At 69.6% G+C, this 22,193-nt stretch carries 27 protein-coding genes and 1 pseudogene; 17 read left to right on the forward strand and 11 right to left on the reverse strand.

Features of this window, described 5'->3' with window-relative positions; genetic code table 11:
* Positions 1 to 131: 131 nt before the first annotated feature.
* The 7 genes from ACIA73_RS16375 (at position 132) to ACIA73_RS16405 (ending at position 5,215) form a co-directional block, all read left to right on the forward strand.
* A complete protein-coding gene (locus tag ACIA73_RS16375) occupies positions 132 to 626 on the forward strand; it encodes a hypothetical protein (RefSeq protein ID WP_399439174.1) in 495 nt (164 codons plus the stop codon).
* Positions 623 to 1,465 (forward strand): hypothetical protein, encoded by an 843-nt coding sequence (locus ACIA73_RS16380; RefSeq protein WP_399439175.1) that lies wholly within the window; start codon positions 623 to 625, stop codon positions 1,463 to 1,465. The genes ACIA73_RS16375 and ACIA73_RS16380 overlap by 4 nt, the downstream gene beginning before the upstream one ends.
* A gap of 27 nt (positions 1,466 to 1,492) precedes the next feature.
* Positions 1,493 to 2,353, forward strand: a complete 861-nt coding sequence (locus ACIA73_RS16385) for a winged helix-turn-helix transcriptional regulator (protein ID WP_399439176.1) — start codon at positions 1,493 to 1,495, stop codon at positions 2,351 to 2,353.
* Positions 2,350 to 3,003, forward strand: a complete 654-nt coding sequence (locus tag ACIA73_RS16390) for a hypothetical protein (protein ID WP_399439177.1) — start codon at positions 2,350 to 2,352, stop codon at positions 3,001 to 3,003. Before ACIA73_RS16385 ends, ACIA73_RS16390 begins: the two co-directional genes overlap by 4 nt.
* Positions 3,003 to 3,434 carry a hypothetical protein gene (locus tag ACIA73_RS16395; RefSeq protein ID WP_399439178.1) on the forward strand — a complete coding sequence of 144 codons (432 nt, stop codon included), beginning with the start codon at positions 3,003 to 3,005 and terminating at the stop codon, positions 3,432 to 3,434. Before ACIA73_RS16390 ends, ACIA73_RS16395 begins: the two co-directional genes overlap by 1 nt.
* Before the next feature lie 118 nt (positions 3,435 to 3,552).
* Positions 3,553 to 4,770 carry an MFS transporter gene (locus ACIA73_RS16400; protein WP_399439434.1) on the forward strand — a complete coding sequence of 406 codons (1,218 nt, stop codon included), beginning with the start codon at positions 3,553 to 3,555 and terminating at the stop codon, positions 4,768 to 4,770.
* Positions 4,771 to 4,789: 19 nt separating this feature from the next.
* Positions 4,790 to 5,215, forward strand: coding sequence for a hypothetical protein (locus ACIA73_RS16405; protein WP_399439180.1), 426 nt, complete (start codon positions 4,790 to 4,792; stop codon positions 5,213 to 5,215).
* A gap of 179 nt (positions 5,216 to 5,394) precedes the next feature.
* Here the strand turns inward: ACIA73_RS16405 and ACIA73_RS16410 are convergent, their stop codons facing one another.
* Genes ACIA73_RS16410 through ACIA73_RS16435 form a run of 6 tightly spaced genes read right to left on the reverse strand, consistent with a single transcriptional unit; the run spans position 5,395 to position 10,490 of the window.
* Positions 5,395 to 6,102, reverse strand: coding sequence for a cation transporter (locus tag ACIA73_RS16410; RefSeq protein ID WP_399439181.1), 708 nt, complete (start codon positions 6,100 to 6,102; stop codon positions 5,395 to 5,397).
* On the reverse strand, positions 6,103 to 6,438 hold the full coding sequence (locus ACIA73_RS16415) for an ArsR/SmtB family transcription factor (RefSeq protein ID WP_399439182.1): 336 nt from the start codon (positions 6,436 to 6,438) through the stop codon (positions 6,103 to 6,105).
* A gap of 27 nt (positions 6,439 to 6,465) precedes the next feature.
* A complete protein-coding gene (locus tag ACIA73_RS16420) occupies positions 6,466 to 8,595 on the reverse strand; it encodes a hypothetical protein (protein WP_399439183.1) in 2,130 nt (709 codons plus the stop codon).
* The gene (locus ACIA73_RS16425; protein WP_399439184.1) at positions 8,535 to 9,020 is read right to left on the reverse strand and encodes a hypothetical protein; all 486 of its coding nucleotides are present in this window, start codon (positions 9,018 to 9,020) and stop codon (positions 8,535 to 8,537) included. The genes ACIA73_RS16420 and ACIA73_RS16425 overlap by 61 nt, the downstream gene beginning before the upstream one ends.
* Positions 9,021 to 9,029: 9 nt before the next feature.
* Entirely contained in the window at positions 9,030 to 9,374 is a 345-nt protein-coding gene (locus ACIA73_RS16430; RefSeq protein ID WP_399439185.1) for a helix-turn-helix domain-containing protein, read from the reverse strand.
* Positions 9,375 to 9,383: 9 nt separating this feature from the next.
* Entirely contained in the window at positions 9,384 to 10,490 is a 1,107-nt protein-coding gene (locus ACIA73_RS16435; RefSeq protein WP_399439186.1) for a tyrosine-type recombinase/integrase, read from the reverse strand.
* Positions 10,491 to 10,594: 104 nt separating this feature from the next.
* Here ACIA73_RS16435 and ACIA73_RS16440 point away from each other — a divergent pair, with 104 nt between their 5' ends.
* The 10 genes from ACIA73_RS16440 to ACIA73_RS16485 all read left to right on the forward strand — a co-directional run bounded on the left by ACIA73_RS16440 (position 10,595) and on the right by ACIA73_RS16485 (position 18,327).
* On the forward strand, positions 10,595 to 11,911 hold the full coding sequence (locus ACIA73_RS16440; protein WP_399439187.1) for an acetyl-CoA carboxylase biotin carboxylase subunit family protein: 1,317 nt from the start codon (positions 10,595 to 10,597) through the stop codon (positions 11,909 to 11,911).
* Positions 11,912 to 11,951: 40 nt separating this feature from the next.
* Complete coding sequence (locus tag ACIA73_RS16445; protein WP_399439188.1) at positions 11,952 to 12,836, forward strand: DUF317 domain-containing protein; 885 nt, start codon at positions 11,952 to 11,954, stop codon at positions 12,834 to 12,836.
* A gap of 28 nt (positions 12,837 to 12,864) precedes the next feature.
* The gene (locus ACIA73_RS16450; protein WP_399439189.1) at positions 12,865 to 13,353 is read left to right on the forward strand and encodes a hypothetical protein; all 489 of its coding nucleotides are present in this window, start codon (positions 12,865 to 12,867) and stop codon (positions 13,351 to 13,353) included.
* 26 nt (positions 13,354 to 13,379) lie between these two features.
* On the forward strand, positions 13,380 to 13,925 hold the full coding sequence (locus ACIA73_RS16455; protein ID WP_399439190.1) for a hypothetical protein: 546 nt from the start codon (positions 13,380 to 13,382) through the stop codon (positions 13,923 to 13,925).
* A gap of 61 nt (positions 13,926 to 13,986) precedes the next feature.
* The gene (locus tag ACIA73_RS16460) at positions 13,987 to 14,988 is read left to right on the forward strand and encodes a collagen binding domain-containing protein (protein WP_399439191.1); all 1,002 of its coding nucleotides are present in this window, start codon (positions 13,987 to 13,989) and stop codon (positions 14,986 to 14,988) included.
* Positions 14,989 to 15,362: 374 nt separating this feature from the next.
* Positions 15,363 to 15,650: a hypothetical protein gene (locus tag ACIA73_RS16465; protein WP_399439192.1), complete on the forward strand. Its 288-nt coding sequence runs from the start codon at positions 15,363 to 15,365 to the stop codon at positions 15,648 to 15,650.
* A gap of 85 nt (positions 15,651 to 15,735) precedes the next feature.
* A complete protein-coding gene (locus ACIA73_RS16470; RefSeq protein ID WP_399439193.1) occupies positions 15,736 to 16,416 on the forward strand; it encodes a DUF317 domain-containing protein in 681 nt (226 codons plus the stop codon).
* A gap of 591 nt (positions 16,417 to 17,007) precedes the next feature.
* Entirely contained in the window at positions 17,008 to 17,436 is a 429-nt protein-coding gene (locus ACIA73_RS16475; protein ID WP_399439194.1) for a hypothetical protein, read from the forward strand.
* Positions 17,437 to 17,630: 194 nt separating this feature from the next.
* Positions 17,631 to 17,879 (forward strand): winged helix-turn-helix domain-containing protein, encoded by a 249-nt coding sequence (locus ACIA73_RS16480; RefSeq protein ID WP_399439435.1) that lies wholly within the window; start codon positions 17,631 to 17,633, stop codon positions 17,877 to 17,879.
* A gap of 37 nt (positions 17,880 to 17,916) precedes the next feature.
* A complete protein-coding gene (locus tag ACIA73_RS16485; RefSeq protein WP_399439195.1) occupies positions 17,917 to 18,327 on the forward strand; it encodes a hypothetical protein in 411 nt (136 codons plus the stop codon).
* A 72-nt stretch (positions 18,328 to 18,399) separates the two neighbouring features.
* On the opposite strand, the gene ACIA73_RS16490 is transcribed toward ACIA73_RS16485, so the two are convergent.
* From ACIA73_RS16490 to ACIA73_RS16510, 5 genes and pseudogenes are all read right to left on the reverse strand, one after another.
* Entirely contained in the window at positions 18,400 to 18,717 is a 318-nt protein-coding gene (locus ACIA73_RS16490) for a hypothetical protein (protein WP_399439196.1), read from the reverse strand.
* A gap of 238 nt (positions 18,718 to 18,955) precedes the next feature.
* On the reverse strand, positions 18,956 to 20,677 hold the full coding sequence (locus ACIA73_RS16495) for a relaxase/mobilization nuclease domain-containing protein (protein WP_399439197.1): 1,722 nt from the start codon (positions 20,675 to 20,677) through the stop codon (positions 18,956 to 18,958).
* Positions 20,678 to 20,692: 15 nt separating this feature from the next.
* Positions 20,693 to 21,322: a MobC family plasmid mobilization relaxosome protein gene (locus tag ACIA73_RS16500; RefSeq protein WP_399439198.1), complete on the reverse strand. Its 630-nt coding sequence runs from the start codon at positions 21,320 to 21,322 to the stop codon at positions 20,693 to 20,695.
* Complete coding sequence (locus tag ACIA73_RS16505) at positions 21,319 to 21,525, reverse strand: hypothetical protein (RefSeq protein ID WP_399439199.1); 207 nt, start codon at positions 21,523 to 21,525, stop codon at positions 21,319 to 21,321. Before ACIA73_RS16505 ends, ACIA73_RS16500 begins: the two co-directional genes overlap by 4 nt.
* 330 nt (positions 21,526 to 21,855) lie before the next feature.
* Positions 21,856 to 22,193: pseudogene (locus tag ACIA73_RS16510) on the reverse strand (hypothetical protein); the annotation flags it as partial.

The raw sequence follows: 22,193 nt of genomic DNA on the forward strand, positions 1-22,193 counted from the left end.
TAGCAGGTGATTCCTGATTTCGGAAAGCAGGGATTTTCCAGATCCTTAAAGAAGCCCGGACGGTCCTCTCACCGGTTGGCCGGGCGGCTTCCCTTCCCCTGCCGTTCTCCCGACCCGGAGGCTATTTCGTCATGCCCTCTTCTCTCCCGGACATCACCCAACCTGCTGAGCTGGAAGGCGAGCCGGGGGTGCTGGAGGTCCTCGGCCAGAACATCGAGAAGGTGTACGGCCAGAGCCTTTCCGAATTGCAGAAAGCAGCGGCCGAAGGCTCCTTGAACCGCGTCGCCTCCGAGGTTGTGCTCTGGCACAGCAAGCTCACTCTCGCCGAGGGAAACCTGGAACAGGCGACACGGAATCTGACCGAATCCCTGAGTGGCGAGGTCGGAGAACTTACCGACAGGCAAATGGAGTTGGCCTCGGCGGTGAACGACGCCGTCACCATTCGCGACGTGCGCGCCACCGTCGTCAGCACGCTCCTGAAGCTGTACCCGAACGGCCAGGCGCCAACTCCAGTTCCCCGGGGCGCCGTAGCCCGCACCGTTGCCTCCGCTGCGGAGCCGTCGGCCTCCGTCCTGCCGCCCTCGCCGGGCTCGGTGTCGAGCGCGACGCAGGGGGCACGCCGGTGAGCGAGCCCCTGCGTCCCAGCAGCCACGATCCGGCGATCGAAGCCGCCTTCGGGAAGCCTGTCGGCGAACTCCACCGACAGGCAGCAGCCGGGAACGCGCCACAGCCGCAGGCCCGCGTGATGGAACTTCGGGGTCTGCTCGCCGTCGCCGAGATGCACGTCGAGCGGATCCGCAGCCGCGTGCACCAGGCGACCAGCCCCGAGCGAGCCGCCGAGGACGAGGACGCCGAGACACTGCGCTGGGACGCCCAGTGGCTGGATGCGGCACTGAGCGCCCGCAAGGGCTGTCGCACCGTCCTGACGAACGCCCTCCGTACGGCCTCCGGCCAGCACACCGATACGGCCACAGCGGCACACAGCACCCTGCCACAGCTCTCTGCGGACCCCGTGCTCGGCGGTAACGACGCTGCCCCCGGCCAGCAGGAGCACACCACGGCGGCGCACCACACCGCGGACGAATTCCGGCATCGCATCGAAATCCTGTATGCGACGCCGCTGAACGAGCTGAAGAGCCAGGTCGAAGAATCCCGCACGGAGACCCTGCTCGGCGGACTCCTCACCATGCACACCGCGCTGCACTTCGCCGAGGTCGGCGTTGATGTCCAACTCGACCGGCTGCGCGAACACCTCGACGCCGCGACCCCCGCACCGGACCTGCCCCGCATCGGGCACCTGCGCGACAGCGCGGACCGTCTCGCCCAGGCCGTCGCCACCCGCGACGCCCACCGCACAGCACTGGCCGCCGTGCTCGCCGGCCTGCGCCGTGCCGATGCACCCGCCCTGAAGACCACCACCGCCCCCTCGCTGACGCTGCCGCCGGTCCCGGCCCGCAGCCGCTGAGCACCGCCCCATCAGGAGAACCCCTACTTGGACGCCACCGAGTTCCCCCGACCCCTGCGCTCCGATCTTCAGCGCGTCACCGAGACCCTGGAGATGCTCGCACCCCGCTGGAGCGTATGGACGCTGGCCACCCTCACCGACCAGCCGCAGCGCTACACCGAGATCAAGCCCCAGCTCGCCATGCTCGAAGACGGTCAGCTCGCCCCGCGCCTGGCCCGGCTCACCGCCGACGGTCTCGTGGAGCGCCAGGAGCATCACACCCGGTACGTCGCCTACCGGCTTACCCGGCGCGGCCAGGAGCTGCGCGCCGTCTGCACCGCCCTGGCCGCGTACGGCGAAACCCATCTCGACGACGCCAAGGCCGAGAACGCCGGTGGGCTCATACCCCCGGCGCAGAACGCCGAGGACGTCCTCGCGTTGCTCACCCCCAAGCACGCGACCCCCCTGCTGTGGGCCCTGCGCCTTCAGCAGCAGGGCACCGGACGCGAGCTGGCCGCCCTGCTGGGAAAGGCCCCTGAACTCCTGTACCACCCGTTGCGGCGGCTGGTGGACGACGGCCTCGTCGAGCGCAGCGCTCGCAGCACCTACCAGCTGAGCGCGACCGGCGTGGCGTTGAGCACGCCGTTCCGCACGTTGTCCGCCTGGGCCGCCGGACGGTCCGCCGCCACTGTGCACCCACTGTGGACCGAGTTCGTCCCGCACAGCCGTGCGGACCTCGACAGGCAGTGGGCCGCGACGCGCTCGACATCAGAACCACCGGTCCACGCCCCGCGCGCTGACGCCGTGCTTCGCCCCCGTACGACGGCGTGGATACCGTCTGACTTGTTCTCCGAAGTCCCGCCCGCGCAGCCCGCCGGCCGGGTGGCGGCGGGAGGGCGTACCCGATGAGCACACCCGCTATGGCCGACACACAGGTATCCCGCGCCGCGACCCTGATGGGACGCCACCACACCGTGCGCATCATCTCGGAGCTCGACGACAACGGGCCCATCCCGCAGGGCGCCATGAACGCGGTCTTCTCCCCGTTCATCCACTACCCCGTACACAACGTGCTCAGAGCCCTGCGCACCCGTGGCCTCGTGACGTTCGACAAGCAGAACGAGCACCGGCTCACCCTGACCGAGGCAGGAAGAGCCCTGGGCGATGTCTTCGACTCCCTGGCCCGCTGGGCCCGCACCCACCAGTACCCCGCCGAGCATGCGGACTTCGCGACCCGAGTGAAGTCCGCGCTCGTCCTGCTGCGCGATCCACGCACCGTGTCTCTCGTGGCCGCGCCCGGCGCTGACCTTGGGTCGCGTACTGCTGACGAACTGGACCTTGCCGTTCGGGCCGGGCTCGTCGTTACCGACGCCGAGGGCCGCTGGTCGCTCACCGACGCCGGACGCGGACTGCGCGAACCGCTTGCACTGGTCGCGCAATGGGCAGAGGCCAATGCGGAACTGGTGAACGTCAGAGGGCCGGGGCGCCCGGCCATGCGCACCATCCCCGTCCCAGCCGTCACCAGGGCCACGGCGGCCGGCCCCGCGAAGCGCAGCTGATGGCGGCCCGCCTCACCGGGCTCGGCACCCAGCTTGTGGTGCATGCCCTGGGCCAGCGTCTCGACCTTGATGCGCATACGCCCGGAAGCCCGACCGCCAACCTCGTCCACCTCCTCGGCGAGGCGGAAGAACGCGTGAACAGCCTTCAGGAGCAACTCGTCTCCTCCGCCCGGTTCGCCGCCGAGAGGCTCCTGCGCGTCGCCGAGGGCCAGGACCATGTCCATCACGGGTCCCCGGACGGCATCCTGCAGTACAGCGGCCTTCAGATCGACATGCTCAGCGCCCGACGCGGTGACGCAGTCCGCAACCTCCGTGCACTCCTGGCCGCCTACCAGGCCGTCACCAGCGGAGAGCCCCACCGAACCGCCCCGCCGACGATGGCAAAGCCCGCCGCGAAAAGCGGCCGGACCACCGGGGCCCGCCGCCGCTGAAGCGCGGCCCGCCCCGCACGCGTGCTCCCCCTCCGCCCGTTCCTCTTGCCGAAGGCGTTCAAAGACCGTGCCCCGTAACCGAGTTGGTGGCCGCCATGCCCGCACGCCCGTGTACGGCATGGCCCGCCGCATCTATCTGCCGCGCACCATGGACGCCGCCGCCTTCAGCATGAGCACCTACGGCATCCCGCTTCTCGTGCTGGCGACCACTAGCTCCGCGATGCTCACCGGCGTCGCTTTCGCGCTGGAGTGGATCCCGCGCCTGCTCGCCTTCGCCGGCGCAGGAGCCGCCGTCGACAAGCACGGGGCGACCCGCGTCTTCCGCGTCGCCGCGACAGCCCGCGCACTCGTCGTCGTCCTGGCGGCCATGGCCCTCACCCTCGTCACCGACACCACCGTCGCGACGATCGCGGTGATGGCGCTCGCCGCCACCACCGGAGTCCTCACCGAGTACTCCTTCATCGCGAGCGAGACGGCAGGCGGCGTCGCCAGCAAGGAAGCGGGCAAGCACGAACACCGCGTGCAGTCCGTGTTGCTCGGCATCGACCAGAGCGCCACCCTCGCAGGCCCCGCGGCCGGAGCCCTGCTCCTGCAGTACACCGGACGCGAGGGCATGCTGGCCACGATCGGAGCCCTCTCCCTACTGGCCGCCCTCTTCGCGCCGCGCACCAGAAGAACTCCCGCCACCCAGCCCACGCGGACCGCGACAGTGCACCAAGGGCTGCGCACTGGGTGGAAGACCCTTCGCGCCTTGCCCGCTCTGGGCTGGCTCGTCACCGGTCTGACGCTCAGCAACTTGGCGACCGGCATGATCCAGGCCGCCGCACCCGTGATCGTGGTCCAGCAACTGGGCCACTCCACCGCCTCCGCGGGCATGATCTGGTCGCTCGCCGCCGTCGCCTCCCTCGTCGCCGTCACCCTGTGCCGGTTCACCCTCGACCGCGTCGGCCTGTGGCCCGTCGGCGTGGTGTGGGCCGTCATCGCCTCGGTCGCCAGCTTCACCCTGCCCCAGGCCGACACCTACACCACCTTCATGATCCTGATCGCGGTCCTCATGGCCGGCGAGGGCGGCATGACCGTGGTCTTGCGGACCCTGCGCGCCCGCCTCATTCCGGCCGAGGTCTATGGCGCCACCCTCAGCATGACCATCCTGATCATGCTGCTGCCCTTCCCTCTCGCGGGCGTCCTGGTCGCCGTCACCCCGCCCGCCTTCCTCGGCCACGTTCTCACCGGATGCGCCGTGCTGCAGACGCTGGGCCTGACCATCGCCTTCGCCCGGCTCCGCACCGCACCCGCCCTGCGCCCCACCCCGGGGCCCGCTCTTGCCGCCTGCTGAACCCTTCCCCCAAGGACCCATGACCTTCCTCGACTCTCCCGACATCCTGTACGGCTACTCGCCCGGCCACGAGCCCCCCTCGTGGATCGCCCTGCTAGCGGACCTCCCAGACGCCGTCGCCGTGCTGGAGCAGCACACCTTCCGCCTGACCGAGACCGACGGACTCCCGCTATTCGTCCTCCCCGCCGAAACCGACGAGCGCCTGGCCACCGCCCTGCACCTCGCCTCGTACGTCGAGTTGTCTCAACGCGGGCACTACGTCATGCACACGGCCGACCATCCGGTGCTCCCCGACGACCGCCTCCAGAAGCTGCTCGACCTCGACCCCGCACAGGCCACCACCCCTCCAGCGCCCACCATCCGGACGCAGCCGAAAACGTCGCCGGCCAAGACCGGCCCCGCCGTACCCGACACCTTCCGCAACCCGCCGGGCCGCAGCGCCTGACGTGCTGATCTCCCCACCGCCCCTCTCCCGCACCGAGAGCCCCGCGTACTCCATCCCTGATTCCACTGGAGCCCCTTTGTCCTCTCGTATTGGTAAGCCCGGCTATCCGAAGTTGCGGAATGCCTCTGTGCTGCCGAGCAGCGGAGCCAACCATGTTTGATGGTGGTGCGTCGTACGACTCAGCAGCAGTCGCAGCCCGCAGCACAACCACACTGGTCCGCCTCGGACTTGACGGCGGTGGGTCCCATCAGAGTCGGTGCGCAGCACCCCTTGCCCTGCCAGGCGTCGCGGCCTTCCTTCGCGGCGATGACGGCGATGACGAGGGCGGCGATGGGGTCGGCCCAGGACCAGCCGAGGGTGAGGTTGGTGAGCAGGCCGACGAGCAGTACGGCGGAGAGGTAGGTGCACAGCAGGGTCTGCTTGGAGTCGGCGACGGCCGATGCCGAGCCCAGTTCTCGTCCGGCTTTCCGCTGGGTGGCGGAGAGGAACGGCATGATGGCCAGCGAGAGCGCGGCCAGGATGATGCCGGGGATGGAGTGGTCGGCTTCGCCGGTGCCGGTCAGGGCTCGTACGGAGTCGATGGTGACGTACAGGGCGAGGGCGAAGAAGGACACCGCGATGATCCGCAGGGTGGTCTTCTCCCGTGCGTCGCGGACGCCGTGGTCGGTGGCGGAGAACTGCCACGCGACGGCGGTGGCCGAGGAGACCTCGATGACGGAGTCCAGGCCGAAGCCGATGAGGGCGGTGGAGGAGGCGAGGGTGCCCGCGGTGATCGCGACGATCGCCTCGATCACGTTGTAGGCGATGGTCGCCGTGACCAGGAGGCGTATGCGGCGGGTGAGCGCGTCGCGTCGGGCGGGGGTGGGGCCGAGGGATATCGCGGTCATTCAGCAGCAGCCCTTCTCGTCGGTCTCCGTGCAGGTGCGGTCGGCGGCGACGGCCACGACGGCGGTGCGCAGATCGTCCAGGGCGTGGCCCAGACGGTCGTCGGCGAGTTCGTAGCGGGTGCGCCTGCCGTCGGGAACGGTGACGACCAGGCCGCAGTCGCGCAGGCAGGCAAGGTGGTTCGACAGCCGGGTGCGCGAGATCTCCAGGGTGTCGGCGAGGTCGGCCGGGTAGGCCGGGGCCTCGCGCAGCGCGAGCAGGATGCGGCAGCGGATGGGGTCGGCGAGGGCGCGTCCGAACCGCGCCAGGACCTCGATGTCGGTAGCAAGAGTCAGCACACCTTGACAGTACAGAGAATCGTGAATTCAGGGAAGCGTGGATTCTCGATTGGGGGTGGGCTTGGGGTTGCGGGCCGGTCGGCGGCGGGTGAGGTCGGCGGCATACTCGGGGCCGAACCCCCGGCTTTCCCGGTGCCACAGGTCGGCGGTGTTCTGGTGGAAGCCCAGCAGCCGGCTGATGACGACGGCGGGCAGGTCGGCGGCGATGTCCATCAGTGCGGTATGGCGGGCGGCGCGCGGGCGGATGCCGATCTGCTTGAGCCGGCGGCTCAGGTGGGCCGCGGCCATCGGTCGTCCGGCATAGGCGCCGGGAAGCAGCCACGACGGTTCGTGGGCCGGCCGGACGGCGCTGTGGCCGCGGCGGCGTTGCACCAGTCGGCGCACGAGTTCGTCCAGGGGTGCGGGCATGTCCGCGGGGACCTTGCCGAGAAGCACAGTGACCTTCTCGCCGGTGTCCGTGACGTGCTCGCAGGTCAGCTGGATGATGCGGCTGGGCCGCTGTGCGAACAGCAAAACCAGCAGGCCGCAGGCGCGGTCGACATCGTCGAGTTCCTCGTCGCGGGCGAGACGGCGCACCAGGTCCCAGCGCAGGTCCTGGGCGATGACCTCGGCACTGAACGCCGAGGTGTGGAAGGGGACGTGCAGCGGCGGGGCCAGCGAGCGGCGGGCCGCCCACATCATGAACGAACGGACCAGGGTGCGGTTGGCGGAGCCTTCGGCCAGCCAGGCGTCGATGTGGTCCTGGGTGCAGGAGCTGAGATCGCTGCCTTGGCGTGCGAGCCAGGCGAGCAGCCGCACATTGGCGGCGGCCTCGTGCCGCACCCCGTCGGTCTGCCCCTGGGTGACGGACTTGCCCTTGAGGCGGCGCAGCCGGTGCAGGTGATGCCAGGTGATGAAGCTGCGCAGAGCGTTGCGCTCCTCGACCGTGCCGATGCGTGCGTACGTCTGGCCGAGCCAGCGTTCCAGTTCGGCGAGATGTTCGTCGCGCCGGGGAAGAGCGCCGCCCGCGACCAGGACGGCGCGCAGGTGGCGGACGACCTTGACCGGCTGGCAGTTGTCGAGGGTCTCGTGGCTGACCGGGCCGGTGGCCTGTGCGAAGTCGCGCAGGATGTGCCGGGCGGAACCCAGGCGCAGCCACGCGAGCAGGGCCTGCGGGGCGACCCCGAGCAAGGCGGCGTAGACGGGCTCCAGTTCCGGACGCACCGTTCCCGCCTCGTTGTGGGGGTCGGAGAGCGCGAGCGTGAGCTGACGTCGCGCGGCGCAGGCCGGACACAGCCCGAAGTGGAAGAGTTTTTCGACCGCGCCGCACCCGCAGCAGGGCCTACGGGCACGCTCGTGGAACTTCCAGCAGGTGTCGCACAGCGGCTCACCCTCACCGGTGCGGCCCACGACGCGCCGGGGCCGGTCGCACCGCGAGCACGGAATGCGGGGTACACCGCACCGTCGGCACAGAGGTTCTCCGCTTTCGGTGCGGTATTCGGCGCGGCGCAGCAGCCCGCACCGGCTGCACTCCTTCGGCGGTCGGGCCTTGATCTGGCACGGTTCGCACACCGGGGCCGGGCCCTGGGCGAAGTGGCACGGGCGGGTGGTGTGGCAGATCGAGCAGGTGGCAGTCGGCAGCTGGAAACAGTGCGAGCACAGCGGGCCGTCGGCGGTGCGCTGGACCGCACGCCGCAGTTCGCCGCACCGGGCGCAGACGCGCTGGTGAAAGGGGGTGGTCCGGCAGCAGTTCGCGCACAGCGGCAGGCCGTCGGGGGTGCGGGTGGCCACCGGGGAGTCGCGGGCGCACCGCGAGCAGGTCTGGGTCCGGCTCCTGTTCCAGCAGGTGCGGCAGCAGCGCAGCCCGTCGCGTCCCATGTCGAGTGTGGTGGTGCGGTGGCAGAACGGGCAGGGCGGGTCGACGAGATGGGCGGCGCCGCGCGTGATCAAAGCCTGGATGAGGCGCAGCCCCCGGGGCGGTCCTTGGGCGCCGTCGCCGGTGAGCAGCCGGGGATGGTCTTCGAGGGCCCACAGCAGCCGCAGCTGGCCGGTCTTGCTCCGCTCCACCGAGCGGACCGCCTGTTCGACGACGTCCGGGGGCAGCCGGGCGGTGGCGGTCACGAGCCGGACCAGGTCGGCCAGGACGTCGCGGCCGTCGTCGGGTGATGGGCACTGCACCGGGGGTTCCCGTCGCGGTCGCGGCCGGAGTAGTTGCGGCTGCCGCAGAGCACGCACGGATGGGCCACCGCGATCACCCGGGCCAGGCAGGAAGCACAGATTCGCGTCTGGTCATGTCGGATCTTCAACGGCCTGCGTGCTCCGCACCGCATACACCGGGGGAGCTGGACGTGCACGGCTCCGTGCTCTTGCAGGGCGCGCAGCAGACGCCCGAGCGAGGTGGGGCCCTCCGGCCTTCCGGACGTGAGGAGTTCGGGGTCCGCCTGAAGGAAGCGGGCCACCTCCCTGCGGGCGGGACGGCGCTGGAGGGTGGCGAGCAGCACCTTCTCCACCAGGGCGGCGTCGAGCTGCGGCTCGACGGCCCGCACGGCCTCGATGATGACCTGCTCGGGCTCGACGGCGAAGCGCGGCTCCTGCTCGGACACGGCCGTCTCCTACTCGGGCACGATGCGGGCTCGCTTGGGCCGGAAGTCCCCGACCCCCGAAGGGCCCTCGCCCGCCGGGGTGCTGTGGCCGGAGGCGGCCTTCTTCCGGCCGGCGCCGGAGGCGGCGACGGGCACGATGAGGTCGTCCATGGTGCAGCCGAGGATGTCGAGCAGGGCCATCAGCGTTCTCAGGCTCAGCCGCTCGGGCCGCTCGGTCACCAGCCGGTACGTCTGGCTGGCGGACAGCTCGATTCCCCGCTCGGCCAGCAGCGGGACGAGATCGGTGGTCTGGAAGTGTCCGCGGGTGGCCATCACCTCGCGCAGACGCCACCGGTAGTCCAGCTTCGCCGTCATGTCCGCTCCCTACTGTCCGATGTCCAGCGCCCGGTCCAAGACCTTGCGCATCATGGTGTTCATGAAGTCTCCGCTCACCCCGGTGTAGAGCGCCGTGGTCGACGCGAACCGGTGCCCGACCTGATTCTGGACGAACGTCGCATCGGCACCGTCCTCGATCTGGTGGGTGACGTGGCTGTGCCGCAGACAGTGCGGCACCAGCTCCTTGTCCATCCCCAGGGCGTCGCGGTAGGCCGCGAACCGCTCCTCGATCTCCCGGGGTTGCAGCCTGCCGCCTCGTTCGGTCAGCCACAGCGCCGGTTTGCGGGACGCGTCGGCGTACCGGGGGCGCACATTGGTGACGTAGTCCTGGACGGAGTCCACCGCCCACGGCATCACGCTCAGCACCATCCGGCGCCGGGGCGGCGAACCCCGCGACCGCTTGCCGTAGCGCACATGGAGCGAGCCGAACCGCCCCAACTCCGGTGCCTTCGGGTTGCGGTAGAAGTCGGGGACGTCCAGACGGGAGGTCTCCGTCGCCCGCAGACCCCACCCGTAGATCGTCTTGAAGACGGTGGCGTCCCGGTACGCGGCGAGTGCGCCCTTGCGGCCCAGCCGGACCGCCCGGTCGACCTGCTCGTCGGCGTAGTCGAAGAACGCCTGGCACTCCTCGCGGGTCATCGGCCGGCGGTCCGGGTCGCCCTCGTAGTCCGTCAGGTGCGCGACGGTGTTCCACTCGTGGCAGATCTGCACCGGGTGCGTACCGAAGCGCAGTTCGCACTCGGCGGGCCACTGGTAGTGCGGCGAGGTGATGTAGTCGCAGAACAGCCGCAGAACGCCCTGGTAAGTGCGGATCGTCGACTCGGCACGATGCAGCTCCGCGATCAAGTAGGTCATCCACTCGTCGCAGTCCGCCGCCGCCCACTGCCACGGATAGGCGTTCGTGTACGCGCCAAACCGCCGGATGAGGCGCTGGCGGTCGTGGACGGTCTTCGGCTGAAGCCGCCGCCCTCCGCGCTGCTGACGGCCCCAGCCCTCCAACATCGCCTCGAACACAGCGTCTTCGGGATGCAGCAGTGAGACGCCGTCCAGCAGAACCAGACGCGCCGACCCCTCGCTCAAGCCTGTCGTCGACACGCACCCCTCCAACCGTTGAGTGCGTGATTCTTGCATCAGATGCACGTCTGCCCACAAAGGGGCAGGTCAACAACCCTCCAATTGATAGAAAGGACCCTGGCCTAATGCCGCAGGTCCCCAGCTCCCCGTCCACCGAATCGTGCATCAAGCGCAATTCCCCGGGCTCCCCCGTTCTCCTGGTCGTCGAGCCGACCGACGCCCTGTACAGGGGCTACTGCCTCGAATCGGTGGCCGCCGCCTACGACGTCGTCGTGGTCACCCCCGGACCGCTCACCTGGGAGACGTCGCACGTCGTCGACTACGAGGCAGCAGACCCGTACGACCAGCAGGCCCTGCTGAAGGCAGGCGAAGCCCTCGCCCGCCGCCACACCATCGCGGGCGTACTCACCTGGAACGAGATGCTCCTGGTGAACACCGCCCATCTCGCCCAGCACCTGGGCGTGCGCACCGACTCGCCCGAGGTCCTGCGTGGCTGCCGCGACAAGGCCACCAGCCGTACCCACTTCGCCCGCCACGAGGTACCGTCCGCACGATCGGCGAAGGCTGGCAGTCTGCTGGAAGCCGCCCTCCTTGCCGAGCGCACCGGCTATCCGATCGTCCTCAAACCGGCCGGACAGGCAGGCAGTATCGGCGTCATCCGCGTCGACCAGGCCGAGCAGCTCCCGCACGCCTACGAGTTCGCCTCCTCCGGCGCGCAGACGTGGTCGGGCGAGAACGCCGACGTCCTGGTCGAGGAGTATCTGGACGGGCCGGAGATCTCGGTGGAGTGCGTCACCTACCAGGGCGTCACCACCCCCGTCGCCGTCACCCGCAAGACCGTGGGCTTTGCCCCCTACTTCGAGGAAGTCGGCCACAGCGTCGACGCCTTCGACCCGTTGCTCCCGGCAGTCGGCCCGGTCGCCGTCGCCGCCGTCCGGGCCCTGGGCATCACCACCGGCATCCAGCACGTCGAGGTCCGTCTCACTGCGACCGGCCCCCGCCTGATCGAGGTCAACGCGCGCGTCGGTGGCGACCTGATCGGGCGGCTCGTCCAGCTGAGCACCGGCATCGACCTTCCGCGTGCCGCCGCCGATCTTGCCCTCGGCGTCCGCCCGCACCTGACACCGACCCGTCAGGGCGCTGCTGCGATCCGCCTCCTTTACCCGGAGACCTCTGGCACCGTGCTGCAGCGAGACATCGATCCCGTTTTCGCCCGGAACACCGAGTGGCTGGAACAGGTCAGCTGGATTATCGCCGTCGGCGACCAGGTCACCCTGCCTCCGGCCGGTGATGTCGACGCTGCTCGCGTCGGGCTCCTGGTGGTCACCGCCCCGGACGCCGGGACCGCCGCCCGTCGGCTCCGCCTCGCGGAGGACCACACCACCGTCGTGGTAGAGCCCGGCCGCACCCTGGCGGGAGGGGCAGAACAGCGTGCAGCCTGACCGCCCGGCCGCAGGCGCCTCATCGACCCGATACCCGCGTGTGGAGCCGCCTGCCCGTCCGTCACCCCTTGAGGGCGACTTTTACGTCAGCCCCCGCCATCTCGCCGGCTCCACGGTGATCGGCGACCCCGGCCTGCAGCCCGCCTTCGACGCTGGCTGGAAGCCGGTGTACGACGAGGACGGCAACTGCTACGTCACGGCCGACGATCAGCGGATCCGCATCGGATACCTGCCCGAAGGCGAGGACAACGCACTCTGGAAGATCACCGCTCATCAGCAGCCCTTCGGGGAACCGCTCTGGGCTGCCGCCTTCAGCGACACCGCCCCGACCGAGTTCGTCGCCGCCTTCACCACCAGCCTCCTAACGGCCTACGAGCAACCCAACGACCGGTTCCTCCACGACGGCAGCGGCAAGCCAGGTCAGGCGTACGCGCCGCTATTTGAGGCCGGTTGGGAGGTGAAAGACCCACTAGGAAGAGGACGCAAGCTGGACTTCCTCGCCCCCGACGGCATGGCCGGCGCCTGGTACGACGGCAGGCTCGGTACTTCGTACAGCCGCACCGTCAGTGATCAGGAGATGGACAGCAACAACACCCGCTGGGGCCTATGGGGCGGCACGCGAGGCGGGGAGTGGTACGTCGTCTTCTCCAGCGCCACCCCGACCACCCTGATCGCGGCGACCGCCGCCGCAGTCGTGGACCCCGAGCCCGTGCTGCGATGGGCAGGGGAGTTGTCGCTCATGACCAAGCGGTACGCGCTGGTCACGCCAGTCAAGCCACCGTCTCCCACGCCGCTGGAGGTCGCTCGCAGGCTGCCTCGCAGCCTTCCCGCCGTCCAGGTGGTCACCGTGCCGCGCTGGTCCACATCCACCCCCAGCGCCCGTCTTCCCGCGGCCCCCCTTTCCCGTCCGACGGCTCGGCGTTGACGCAGCCCGCACCACGGAGGAATCCACTATGTCGCTCTTCGCCGAGCAGTTCTTTCAGCAGGAGCTCCGCCTGCCCTACGTCGGCACCGTCGTCGCCGACACCTACTACGCCCTGCCCAGCACGGAGACACCCGCACGACTGCGCCTCGACTTCCAGCGCACCGTCGTTGAGAACGAATACGACGGGCTGCGCCTGACCACGGTGCACCCCACGGTCGGCCAGATCGACACCGTGACGCTGTCCTTCGCCGAGCACGGCGTCTTCCGCGAGCGAGATACCGGCCGCACCGAGCGATGGGGCCACTCGCAAAACGGCTGCTTTACGGACCGGGGAAGCAGCGAACCGCCATGGAAGACAGGTGACTTCGCTGCGGTGCGAGACGCCGTGAACAAGTACGTACAGATGTGGTTCGTCGGCGCCACCCCCGTCCCTACCGGCACCCGAGTGTCCCGCGTACGAGGCGTACGGAAACTGCCGGACCTCCCCACCAGAACCCCCTCGTCTCCGTCTCGATAAACCCTCCACCCGAACCAAGGAGCACTTTGGAAAGGCCCCGCTGGTTTCAGCCGACGAAGCCCACGGACCCCACACCCGTACGCGCCGAGCCGGACACAGCACCCCCGCCCGAGGCTTCCTTCTCCCTGCCCGAAGGGATCTGGCTCACCGACGCCGTCCTCCGTGGCCGACTGCACACAGCCGTCCTAATGTGGCTGGAGGACGCCGAGCGCTCCATGGACGAAGGCGCCACCCTCGCCGACGCACTCACCGGAGTCCGCAGCCATGCCGTGGACATGCTCGGTATCCCAGCACCGTACGTTCTGCTCGTCGAGGCCGAAGCCGTGGCGCATGTCGTCGAGCAGGCCGGCGGACAAGTCGGGAGCGTCTTCGGCCCCATCCTGTCGACCAGTCTTGAGCGTCTCCTGACCGAAGGCACGGGCGAGCAACAGCGCACGGCTCTTCGCCAGGCCACCGCGCTCTTCTCGATCCTGCGTGAAGCAGAGAGGCAGCAGGCCAAGACCTCACGTCATAGCCCGGGAAGCATCCCACCTCCCGGGGCCCGCCCTCGTCATTCCGGCCGACCGCGGTAGCGCAGCTCCCGTCTCCACCGCTCACCTCACCAGACCCTTGCCCCTCGTACTAAGGACACTTTTGTCCCCTCGCGCAGTTCATGTCCGCCGCGTTCTTCTCCTCACCGCACTCACCTGCGCCAGCAGTCTTCTCGGTCCGCTGGCCTTGGCGCCGACCGCCGCCGCCCAGGTTCCCGAACCGACTCCGGCCACCCCGGCTCCGCGCAGCATGCCCGAGACGGGAGGAGTCCAGCTCTCCAAGAAGGATCCCGAAGGGACCGTCATGGCCGGGGCGAAGTTCACCTTGCTCACCACCGCGGGCAAGGGGGTTGCCACCGGCACGACGGACGCGAACGGACGGCTCACCTTCGATGCCCTCGCACCCGGTGTCTACCGTCTCAAGGAGACGGCGAGCGGCAGCCCCCTGCACGACGTCGTCGCGGACCAGGACGTCATCGTCACCCCGGCCCTGACCCCCCTGACGATCGTCGACCCCTTCAAGCCAACCGAACTGACGATAAAGAAGACGGACAAGGCCACCGGGAAGCCCCTCGCGGGCGCCACCATCAACGTCACTCCCAAGGGCGGCGGCGACACAGTCACCCTCACCACCAGCGCGAACGGAACCGCGCACGTAAAGCTCCCCGCCATCACCCGCGCGGGCACCGCCTACACGGCCACCGAGACCAAGGCGCCCACGGGCTTCGAGCTGGACAGGACGCCCGTCCCGTTCACGGCGGTGCCCGGCAAGCCGGTCACCGTGACGCTGACGAACACCCGGACGCCGACGACTCCGCCGCCGACTTCCCCCGCGCCTACCACCCCCTCCGGTAAGCCCACCCCGACTGCCCCGTCCGCCACGAAGACGCCGTCCTCTCCGCCGCCCACTACCCCGGCCGTGAAGGTGACGACGCCGACCACGGCACCGCCGCCGGACGGAGCCCTTGCCCAGACCGGCGCCGGCATCTCCCCTTGGCTGCTGGGAGGGGCAGGGCTGCTGCTCGCCGCCGGCGGTGGCGCCCTGATCGCAGCACGCCGACGCCAGCACACCCACGACCAGACGGACGAGTCCTCCCAGGACTGAACAACCTGACAGCACCACCGCCCCCGGCCCCAGGAATCGCTCCCGATTCCTGGGGCCTTTCGCATGGGTGGAGTGGGAGGGATCGCTCACGGCAGACCAGGAAGGAGCCGCGAACGCTGGAGAACATCTGCAGGTGCATGCCAAGGTTGTTTCCGTCAGGAAGGAGCAGGTCAGAGCAGAGGTTCCCGGGCTCGGATTCGGCCGGAGTGAACCTGCGGCGCAGTCCCGGATGCTGCGTCCGTGAGGCCGGCGGAACCGCGAGTCCTCTACGGGAGACCCCGATCCTGGCCCGCCCGCCTTCCCCGTCTTGCCTCTTCGATCCCCGCTCGGCCCGCCGGTCCGGTTGGGCTCGGTACACCCTTCTTAGGAGCTGCATGACCTCGCAACTCATCAACGTCGGCGATGTTCTCGACCGCCTCGCGCACTTCGACCGCGCCAGCCAGATCAGGCTCGCCGTCAATCCCGACTTCCCCTTCGCCCACCTGATCGACGATCTCGTCGAGGCACGCGACCCGCTCGGCGACCGCGTCGTCTACATCGGCGAGGCCGGTCAGGACGGGTTCCTGCCGGCCGAAGCGGCACGGCTGCTGGGCTGGCACCCCCCGCTCCCCGTTCCGCTCCGCGTCCGCCGAAGGACTACACGACCCGCGGCGGACTGCTGACCCGACAACCACCCACACCCCGGAGGCGCACCTGCACCCGTACGACCCGTTCGACCCGCCCGTTTTCGGTACTGATCCTGTCTGGGTGACCCCCCGGCACCTTGCCGGCGACGACACCGTGCTCGCCGAGCGCGTCGGCTCCGCCCTTGTCGGTCTCGGATGGTCCCAGTGGCTCACTGCCCGTCGCACGCTCTTTCTCAGCAGCCCTGACCAGCTGCGCAGCGCGGAGTGGCTGGCCGCAGACCCGGCGACCATCCGCATTGGCCACCTCCCCGTCGCCTGGGAGATCTCCGCACGCGCGGCACCGGACCGCGCCGTCGGCGCGTGGACCGCCTACTTCACTGTGGGCGTTCCCCACGAAGCCCTCACCGACTTCGTGCGCGCCCTCGACCTCCGCACAGATCCCGCATTCGGCTTCGACGGACCGGACGCGGTGATGGTCGAGCTGCGGGACGGCGGATGGGCACCCGAGGTCGGCCAGTTCGGCATGACCATGTGGGATCCTGCGATGGCAGCGTGCATGGTCTGGGCGACCAGCCCGGACGGCGTAGTCGATCAGGACCCGCGTCCCGGCCTGCCGGGTTGGCAGTCCTGGGCTCAGCCCGGCTTCGATGAATATCACCAGTGGTGTGCGGCCTTCTCGCACTCCACCCCTCACGACCTGGTGGCGGCGTTCGCGGCGGGCCTGGTCGCGCCGGCCCCGGTGCAGCGGCTGATCCTGCCCTCGCTTCCGGAGGGCTATCTCACTGTTCTGCCGCCTGGGTGAGACTGTTGCCGCGCCTACTCCCTCAATCGCCAAGGCCCTGCCGGACGTTCGCGTCTTGGCAGGGCCTTCGGCGTAGCGACTATGGATGCAGGGTGGCCTCTAAGCGGCTTGGGTGAAGTTCTTCGCTGGTGCTCGGACCCGGTCACGTTGGCGGGCCAGGGCCTTGTCCAGGGCCTCGCCGATGCTGGTAGCGGTGGTCTGGGTGCGCTGTGGGTAGTCCTCGCCCCTTGAACGCCCTGGCCACGTGCGCGGAAGCGTTGTCGAGGACGACGGTGCACGGGCGCGTGCGGCACCAGACAGGGACGGCGTCGACACCGACGCCGTCAGCGGCCAGGTCCAACACAACTGGCCCACATGCGTAAGAACTCCACAGTGATCCAAGCCGACAGGGGGCATGACCCGAAACCGACGGCACAGCCGCTGCGGAACGCTCCAACCGCGACGATCGAACGGTGGGACGGAGGCCGGTGGATGGTCACCGACTCCGTGCCCAACGGGAGCCACCCTACGCTGAGGGCGCACGGTCCAATCCGCATTGGCCACCGTGCTCCTGTAGGCCGACCACAATCCCAACTTTCGGGCGGAATGAAGATGAGCGAACAACTCACGGTGCAGCAGGCTGACTTGATGCGCGCCCTGTACGCCAGCGCACCCCGGTGCTTCTTCCATGTCCGCACTCAGGTCACCACCGACCCGCCCACCTACCACTACAACCGGCGGACGGTACTCGGCGAGGGACACGGGCAGCCATTCACCCGGGTGACCCCGCACCCGCCCGCCGTCGGCGACCTGGTGCACCTGGACGACGAAGGCGTGAACCCGCAGGGCGTGTTCCGAGTCGTGGAGCGCGCCTGGACGTATCCCCAGTGCGGCTCGACCGATTGGCCCTTCAACCAGCAGTGGCCCCTGCGCGGCCCGATCCTGAACGTTATTGTCGTCGCCGAGACCCACATCTTCCGCGACGAGGCCCCGGACCCGGAGGCCGTCTTGCAGGAGGGGCGTGAGCGAGGAGACCGTTGAGGGCGAGCTGCTCTCTGCCCGGTGAAGGTTGAGTGTGGGGTAAGTGTTCTGTGGGAGGTACGGCATGGGGAAGAGCCTCCGAGTTGAGCTGACTGGTGATCAGCGCCATGGCCTGCACAGGCTGCTGGCCCGCAGTGATCTGACCGCGTACACCCGGCAGCGGGCCGAATGCATCCGCTTCCTTGCTGGCCGAGTTGCTGGACGAGTCCGCGGCCAACGGAACCACCTGGACCGCCCCGGCGCTGTGCGACTGGCTGCGCGCCGAGCGCGGGGTGGAGATCTCCGCCGACTGGCAGGCCGAACTGCTGCACCGCGATGGCTTCCGCTCGAAACGCACGCGCGACAGCCTCCGGCATAGGGCTGACCCGTCCTCCAGCAGACCGCAAGGGCCCAGCTGGAGGACTTACGGCATTACGGCAGGAGGCGAACACCGGAAAGCGTGACCTGATCTACCTCGACGAGTCCGGCTTCGCCCCGACGATGCCCACCGGATACACCTGGTCACGCACCGGACAGCGGGCCGTGGTGCCCAAGGAGGACACCAGGAACTGCCGGGTCAATGTCCTCGGCGCGAAGATTGTCGGAACCGAGCCTGATCTCCTGTGGCAGCACACTGACGGCAAGATCGACACCGATGTGCTGCTGGAGTTCGTCCTTGTCCGCCTGGCGTGCCTGGGTGGCGGCGCGGGTGTGTTGGACCTGGCCGCCGACGGCGTCGGTGTCGACGCCGTCCCTGACTGGTGCCGCACGCGCCCGTGCACCGTCGTCCTCGACAACGCTTCCGCGCACGTGGCCAGGGCGTTCAAGGGGCGAGGACTACCCACAGCGCACCCAGACCACCGCTACCAGCATCGGCGAGGCCCTGGACAAGGCCCTGGCCCGCCAACGTGACCGGGTCCGAGCACCAGCGAAGAACTTCACCCAAGCCGCTTAGGCCGCACGCAGGTGCGCTGACCAGCAGGATCAGAGGATCGTTCCCTTGAAGATTCCGTCGTAACCGAAGGACTTGAGGCCCTCGTCCCGGTCCTTGAAGAGCTGGGCGATCGGCCCGGAGTGCTGCTCGAACCATGCTCCGTCAAGGCCGGGGACGTAGGTTTCGTGGCCGCTACGGCAGTGAACCCACACGTGGTCCCCACGGTTGAGCACCAGCCAGTCCCGGTACACGTCGCACCCGGAGCAGACGAGTATGGAGCCGTCCACGGTCAACGGCTCCCAGTACCGCATCATCAGCCCAGCAAGCTCCTCGGCCGGTGGCACTCGCAAGTCGGCGGGCAGTGTCACATCCGACTCAACATCAGCCTCCGACTCCGGGGGAGCTGCCGGGGCGCCCGGCAGGGGCGACGTGTACACCGTCCCCTGGGCCATCAACTCCGCAGCCTGACTGCGGAACTGAGCGAGCTGTTCCTCGGCGTGACGGTCACTTCGTGTACGGCGAAACATCGAGCGCCCCCGGTTGGTAGCTGTGCGGCTTGAATCAACCCTCTCGCGTCGAGGGGATCTTGGTCTACTCAACAATTGCTCAGCGTCCTGACCGGCCCCCCGAGCCCGGTCGCAGGTGGTCTACGGACGCCCGAGCAGGGCGGGTGCGAGGAGCCGAAGAGGCGCTGCGCTGAGAGGAGGGCGCGGCGGGCAGGCCCGCGAGGCGGCGCAAGCGCCAGACCAGGACGTCGCTGACCGATTCGGCTGTATCCAGCTCTCGCCGGGCTGCGGCTTCGGCCAGGAGCGGTGCGGGGTCGTGACCGGCGTCTTCGACTTCGGCGAGGGTGGCGGCCAGGGCGTACCACCCGGGCTCGGCGAGAAGCCGGTCGGCGAGCTCCGGCACTGCACGGCGCAGGTTCTCGGTGTGCTTGTGCAAAAGCGGTTGGGCGAGACGACGCCCTCGCTGGCGGAGCACGGCCAGCGGTTGGCCGGCGGCGGCTTCGTATGCCGCGCGCAGATGCTCGGCGGCCTGGCGTGCGGCGGCGGCCTGCTGTGCGTGGTGGCGCTTGCCGTGCCAGGCGGCAGCTGCGGCGACGAAGAAGAACAGCATGTCGATCAGCATGGCGCTGCTCGCGCCGTGTTCCCCGTGGTCCAGAGCCGGGCCGCTGTAAACGAGGTCGCGGGCTGCTGCACGCAGGGCCCTGTCGTGCTCACGCTCCGCGCGGATGTGAGAGCGCGATGCACGCTCGTAGGCGAAGGCCGCCTCCCGAAGGGCATGACGGGTACTGATCGCTGAAGTCTGGGCCAGGGCGTCAAGGACTTCACCGCCGCCTGCGATCTGTGCCGCGCCCACTCCGTCAGAACCATCAGCGATGAGAAGCACCGCCTGCCAGGTGACTTCGGTCGCCTGGCGCCGTGCTCCCGACGGACCGCTCGTCGTGCGCCGGCCGGGGCGAACAGCTTCGTCCGGCTCTGCCGACTCTGTTGTGGTGGAGGAACTCCAGCGCTGGCGGATGCGGGGGAGGGAGAGGTCGGGAGCGAGCTTCGAGCCGGAGTAGAAGACCGGTTCGGCGTCCTTGTTGAGGTCGTCCGGCAGGGCGACGGTGTAGCCGAGCAGGTCCCCGGACGGTGCGAGCCTGCGACGGATCAGCAGACCGCCCGCCGAGAGGCGCCGGAAGAACTCGTCCTCACTGGTGGCGCCGGCCGCCGCATGACGGACCTTCTCGCGCAGCTCTTCACGCGCCGTACGACTCTGGCCCCGACGGGCTGCCTTGTGCCGTTCCGCGCTGGTGGGGCGCTGGGCTGCGGTGCCGTCCCCGCGGTTGAGGCGCCGCAGCCCCAGCTCCGCCTCCAGGAGGCGGGCTTCCGCCTGGGAGCGGTTGGCGTCTTGGTCGAGGTTGGGCTTGTAGCCGTCCTCGCGGACGAGGGTGGCGACGATGTGGATGTGGTCGTCCGCGTGGCGTACGGCCGCCCACCGGCACGCCCCGTCGTCGGGGTCGATGCCGGTGGCGGCGACCATGCGGCGGGCCACGTCCGCCCACTCCTCGTCGGAGAGGATGCGGTCCGTGGGGGCGTTGCGTACGGACAGGTGCCACACATGCCGGTCCGGCCGGGCGTCGGGTTCCACGTTCTCGACGGGCTGGTCGAGGAGCTGCTGGAGCTGCTTGAGGGTGGCTTCCGGATCGCGGCCCGGGTCGGGGGCGTTGTCGTCCCAGGAGGCCACGAGGTGCGGGTCGACGTGTTCCTCGTGCGTACCGGGCCCGTACAGGTAGTACAGCAGGCCGATGGTCCGCCGCCCGCGTTTGTGGATCTTCGGGATCATGCTGCGCTCGTGTTCCTAGGGCTGGTGAAGGACCTGGTCAGTGGCCTCTTGGACGCGCTGCACGGCACGCTGGACGGCGGCGATGACCACGTCGACTTCCTCGGGGTGTCCGCCTGAGTTGATGGACCGCGCGATCTGATTGAGGTTGGAGCCGACCTTGCCGAGATGCCGGCGGGCGGAGAACAACTCCGCGATGATGTCGCGTCGGGCGGCTACCGCCGCTTCGGTGGTCTCAGGGTCGTGCGCGGCGGCCAGACCGGCACGTACGAGGTAGGCGGGGAGGCTCGTCCGCACGGTGCGGGCGGCAGCTGTCAGTCGGTCGCGCTCTTCGTCGTTGAGGCGCACGTTGCACATGTGGACACGCTTGCGGTCACGCTGCATCGGCGAGCGCTTGCGCGTCGCTGGAGGAGCGGTGCGGTGCGCGGAAGAGGTTGCTTCTCCTGGCTGCGGTCCGCCCTCGGCCGCTGCCTCCCGGACCGGTGCCCCCTGGCGCTGGTCCGCTCCCGCCACCCCCGGGGCGGGAGATCGCCAAGCAGCCTTCCCCGACGGGGAAGAGTAGCTTGGCAGATAACTTGCTCGTGTCGAGGTCCAGTTGGCGCTCTCCCCAGACGGCTCGTCGACGGAGCCTGCGTCCCGGACCGTCATCGGGCCCGGACCGCTTCCGTGCGGACCAAGCCTTGGATCTGGGCAGCCAGTTCGACCAGGGCGGTCGGTCCGGACAGGACGCGGACCGGACCGCCGGACCGGTGCTGGACCAGCCACTGGCCGGACGGTGTGGGCAGCGCGGCGTGCAGCAGCTTGTGCCGGACCAACGTCTCGGCCCAGGCCATCGCCTCGGCGGAATCCACCTTACGAATGTGGGAACGGCGGTATTGGCGGACCACAAGAACTCCGAGGTGTCAGTCGGCGGTGGCTGGTCCGAGGGCCGGCCACCGCCCGCATGGGTGGGATTGGGGGGGGCAGGCCAGTGCCTGCGTCACCGAAAGGTCAGCCGCACTCGGGGCATCTCTGGACGTGGGCAGACAGGGCTCGGGCCATGCTGTGCTTTGCCCCCGAGACGCTGCTCGCGCTGACGCGGCCGGACGGTTTGTCGCCGTGCCGCTCCGCGTGCCCGCGGAGGTAGGCGATGTCACGCTCGCGATCCGCCTTCAGACGGGTGAATCGGCGGCAAGTCCTCATCAGCGGGCACTCCTTCGAGATCGGGGAATGTGGGACAGCTCTGGGTCGGCGTGAAGCGCGGCCTGGAGGTCGGGGAATCGCTCGTTGCTGATCGACAGCCCCTTCTTCCTGAGATGTGGGCCCAGGACCCTCCGCGTCGTACGGCCGCTCTCCAGCGCGCCCTCGCGGGCCGCGGCGACGAGCACTTCCAGCGGAACGACGTCGTCCGTGGGTCCGGTGGGTTGGTCCGTGGCGGTCCGGTCCGTGGGTCCGGTGGGTTGGTCCGTGGCGGTCCGGTCCGTGGGTCCGGTGGGTTGGTCCGTGGCGGTCCGGTCCGTGGGTCCGGTGGGTTGGTCCT

This window comes from Streptomyces sp. NPDC051561 (assembly GCF_044454195.1).
Classification (GTDB): Bacteria; Actinomycetota; Actinomycetes; order Streptomycetales; family Streptomycetaceae; genus Streptomyces.